At 53.6% G+C, this 3,863-nt stretch carries 6 protein-coding genes; 2 read left to right on the top strand and 4 right to left on the bottom strand.

The annotated features are described in order from the left end of the window. The 3 genes from ACOSYY_RS15215 to ACOSYY_RS15205 form a co-directional block, all read right to left on the bottom strand. On the bottom strand, positions 1 to 364 hold a 364-nt coding region (locus tag ACOSYY_RS15215; protein ID WP_421663417.1), incomplete at its 3' end, for a response regulator. 45 nt (positions 365 to 409) lie between these two features. After that, positions 410 to 1,048, bottom strand: coding sequence for a response regulator (locus ACOSYY_RS15210; protein ID WP_421663415.1), 639 nt, complete (start codon positions 1,046 to 1,048; stop codon positions 410 to 412). A gap of 83 nt (positions 1,049 to 1,131) precedes the next feature. After that, positions 1,132 to 1,578 (bottom strand): GatB/YqeY domain-containing protein, encoded by a 447-nt coding sequence (locus ACOSYY_RS15205; RefSeq protein WP_421663414.1) that lies wholly within the window; start codon positions 1,576 to 1,578, stop codon positions 1,132 to 1,134. A 147-nt stretch (positions 1,579 to 1,725) separates the two neighbouring features. Here ACOSYY_RS15205 and ACOSYY_RS15200 point away from each other — a divergent pair, with 147 nt between their 5' ends. Beyond that, positions 1,726 to 1,947: a hypothetical protein gene (locus tag ACOSYY_RS15200; RefSeq protein WP_421663413.1), complete on the top strand. Its 222-nt coding sequence runs from the start codon at positions 1,726 to 1,728 to the stop codon at positions 1,945 to 1,947. Here the strand turns inward: ACOSYY_RS15200 and ACOSYY_RS15195 are convergent. Beyond that, entirely contained in the window at positions 1,941 to 3,329 is a 1,389-nt protein-coding gene (locus tag ACOSYY_RS15195; protein ID WP_421663412.1) for an MFS transporter, read from the bottom strand. The two genes, ACOSYY_RS15200 and ACOSYY_RS15195, sit on opposite strands and share 7 nt — an antisense overlap. Before the next feature lie 299 nt (positions 3,330 to 3,628). On the opposite strand from ACOSYY_RS15195, the gene ACOSYY_RS15190 reads away from it, so the two are divergent. After that, on the top strand, positions 3,629 to 3,863 hold a 235-nt coding region (locus ACOSYY_RS15190), incomplete at its 3' end, for a hypothetical protein (RefSeq protein ID WP_421663410.1).

The raw sequence follows: 3,863 nt of genomic DNA, 5'->3' as shown, positions 1-3,863 counted from the left end.
CTCTGGTCAGGAGTTCGACTTTGTTGACCGGTTTGGCGACGTAATCCATGGCTCCGGCGGCAAACGCGAGTTGAAGGTCGACCGGATCCGTCTTGACGGTGACCATAATAATAGGAATATCTCGGAACCGGTCGGCGGCTTTGATCTGGCGACAAGCTTCGATGCCGTTCATCTGCGGCATGAGAATATCCATGAGGATCAGATCCACCCGCGCAGCGCCGTGCTTGCCTCCGTCCAGGCCAAGATGTCTGAACGCGGCGGCGGCTGAATCCGCTGCCAGAATGTTTTCATAGCCGGCAGCCGACAGAATGGCTTGCAGCAGGATCCGATCATCCGCGGAGTCGTCGACGATGAGAATACTCATAAATTCACACGGTTTTGAGGGGAGAAGCTTGCGGAATCGTAACAGCTAGTCTTGATAAACGCCAGGATAAAGCTTTTTGAGGCAGGGTTGGCAGAGTCCGTGACTGAACGCTGCTTCGGAATGCTCGCCGATATACTCTTCGAGTTGTTGCCAGAATCCACCGTCATTACGGATTTTCTTGCAGGAGGCGCAGATGGGAATCAGCCCGCGAAGCACTTTGACTTCGCGGAGGGCGCGTTGAAGCTCCTCATTTTTGCGGCGGAGTTCCGCTTCCCGTTCCTTGCGGCAATCCATCTCGCTCTTCAATGTGAGCGCCGAGGACACGCGGGCAAGCAACTCCACTCCGTTCACGGGTTTGTTGATGTAATCCATCGCCCCGGCCGAGAACGCTTCTCTCAAATTGTCGAGATCATTCTTGGCCGTCACCATAATGATCGGAATATCCCGAAGGTGGGGCTGATGCTTGATTCGTCGGCAGGCCGCCACACCGTCGATGTCGGGCATGAGTACATCCATCAGAATCAGATCCACAGTGATGGACGCCTGTGTGCCGTCAAGGTTCAAGGCCGCAAAAGCTTGCCGAGCCGACTCGGCCGCGACAATCTCGTCATGACCGGCCTTGGTCAGGATAGACCGAAGTAAGAGATGTTGATCGGGAGAGTCATCGACTATGAGGATCACCATACCACTACTTAACGGTTAAGCGCGAGCGAAACTGAAGCCGCCATGGGATAAGATTCAGTATAGCAAGCGACGCCGGAGACGAATCAGGAAAGCCTGCTTTTCACAAGGTCGCTGACTTGCTTGCCGTCGATGGACTGTCCGGCAAGACGGGCCATGACCGCCTTCATGACTGTTCCTATATCTTTGAGTGAGCGGGACCCGGTCTCCGCGACAGCCGATGCGACAATGGCCTCGAGTTCTTGAGGAGAAAGTGGTTTGGGGAGGTAGGACTCGATAATTTCGATTTCCTTCCGTTCTTTGGCGGCCAATTCCGTCCGTTGAGCTTTTTCAAATTGTTCGATGGATTCCCGGCGCTGTTTTACAAGGGTCGTCATCACCCGGCTCATTTCAGCATCATCAAGGTCCCGCTTCAACTCGACTTCCTTATTCAGGACGGCGGCTTTGATCATGCGAATGACATCCATGCGAAGTTGATCGCGTGATTTCATCGCAACCTTGAGATCCTCGGTCAGACGGTCGGACAGCGACATGAGAAAGTCTCACGAATTCGAGTTAGGAACTAGGAGCATACCCTCTTGGTTTCAGCGAGTCAATGTGATGAGTTCGGAATGGTATTCAGACAAGGGTGGTATGATAGGGCTCGAATTATATGGCGTTCATGACGAAGGGAGATAAATATGTCGGAAAAGGCGACATGGCGGGCGGGACAGAAGCATGGGTGGATCGCGGCTGGAATAGTGGTGTTGCTACTAGCTATGGAAGGCTGCGCGGGCGAAGCACCGAAGCCTTCGTCGAATGTGACGCAGGACCAAGTTCGAGGCAACGCCGATAAAGCGTTCGAAAAACTGAAACAAGAGGAGAAGAATCGTGCAGTAGACTCCCTAGGCGTTCCTTATTGATTTATGTCGATCGCCCGGCGTGAAAGCTGGCGCAAGGGTTTTAACAGCGGCAGTTCCCATAGCAATCGGTAGTGGGTGTGTTGCTCCACTTGCCGAGGTTCGTGAAAGGTCCGGAGAAGTGTCGCGGAAACGATCAAACGTAACAGACCGGAGAGAAAGAAAATAAACGGGAGATTGGAGACAGGTTGCGGAGTCAAGGCCCCAACCTGCAGCCTTGCCGGTATCGCGATGATCAATACGCTTCCGATCATGGTCCCCACGGCCCACCCGATGGCATTGACGATGCTCGAAACGGCGACCGCTTTGGCCCGATCCGTGGGCTGTACGGCATCAAAGACGTAATTGTTTAACCCAAGCCCGAGTCCCGCCCAGACCACCCCTCCGAAGAAATTCACGGTAACAAGAAACGGCCACGCAGTATCGAATAGATACAACATCGGCAGGAACGCGACGAGTAGTCCGGTGAATGAGAGCAACGCTTTATTGCCGAAGCGATCGCCGAACTGTCCCCAGGCCGGCAAGGTCAGGAATTGCCCGATGATGCCGGCAGCCAGCCAGGCTCCATATTGCCAATGAGCGAGGTGAAGATCCTGAAGCAGATAGATGACGAAGAATGGACCGGAGACCAGCACGGCGGAATGCATGAGCCCGGAAAACAGTAAGAAGTGACGGAAGTTTTCGGACATGCCGGTACGGAGAAAGACGAGAAAGCCTGTTGGGTTGCCGCTCGGCTCATGCGGTGGTAACCCACGTACCTTCAGCAGCAGAAGAGCCGACGCGCTGCGGCAAAGTCCGGCTATCAGGAACATCACGACAAACCCGACCCAAAGAAGTCGGCGTTGCTCAAAGAAGCTCAACAGAGCTCCAGCCAGGCAGAGTGCGAGAAAGCTGGTCATTGCAATGGTCCGCGATCGTCTGGCGAAGTACATGCCACGTTCGTTTGGCTCAATCAAATCAGTGATGAGACTGTTCCATGCAGGAGAGGTGAAATGAGCGCAGGTGAAATACACAGCGACGGCTGTAAGGAGCAGCCACGGTGCTTGGTCTGGCCAGAGCAACGGCAGCGCAAGAATGGGAATCCAAGAAACCGATTGTCCGATGATGCCCCAGAAAACCTGAGAGGCTCGGCTCGGGAACCAATGGGAGACTTTGACGGAAATCAACTGAGCCCATGTGCCCAAGAGTTGTGGAATGGCGGAGAGGATGCTCAATTGGAATGGTGTCGCGTGAAGCAGCAGGGCAAAGGCCGAGAGATACTGCTCACCTCCGCCCTGGGCGACGGCCTGGAACAGCCCATCACGAATGCCAAAGCGTCGACCCGACTCGTGGGGATCTATGGAAGCGGGATGGTTGCCGGAAATCTGTTTTGTTGAATGCGACAATGCTGGTTAGGCCGTCATAATTCGAAATCCAAGGGCAGTCTACCATAGAACGGATATGGAACCAGATTCTTCGGATGATGGCGACAGTAATTGACCCTTGCGGTGCCTCTCAGTACGATACCCTCCATGGCTGCCTCATGGTTGAAACCAAATGAAGCTGGTTCGACATTCGCGCCAATATCCTGGAACCTATCTCATCTTTGGGATAGGCCTCTTGAGAGGTCAGGCACAAGTTGCCATGCAATGGTATCTTGTTCAGATGAGAAATCTGTGCGGTAAATTGACGAAGAAAGGGATTCATGGGAGAGCATATTAAGATTACCGACTCTGAAAAGTTGAGCTTGCTGTATGAGCGATTTCGAGATGTCTGTCTGGTCGAAAAAGAAGTCTGGAAGGAAATCTTTATGCCTCGCGATATAGCGCAGGGGCCGGTTCGTACGAATATCCAAGACCGGTATGAGGTTAAGATTGACGATCCGGAAATCGAGGCTGTTCTTGATGCGAATATTGCGCTGGGGACGGCCGCCCTTTGGG

The organism is Nitrospira sp. BLG_2 (assembly GCF_049222245.1).
Note: the sequence above shows the minus strand (reverse complement) of the source record. Positions and strands in the feature narration are given on the sequence as shown.

Bases quoted from the DNA above. Each gene is read 5' to 3' on its own strand.
- ACOSYY_RS15210 (WP_421663415.1), bottom strand. From the start codon at position 1,048: ATGGTGATCCTCATAGTCGATGACTCTCCCGATCAACATCTCTTACTT.
- ACOSYY_RS15205 (WP_421663414.1), bottom strand. From the start codon at position 1,578: ATGTCGCTGTCCGACCGTCTGACCGAGGATCTCAAGGTTGCGATGAAA.
- ACOSYY_RS15200 (WP_421663413.1), top strand. From the start codon at position 1,726: ATGTCGGAAAAGGCGACATGGCGGGCGGGACAGAAGCATGGGTGGATC.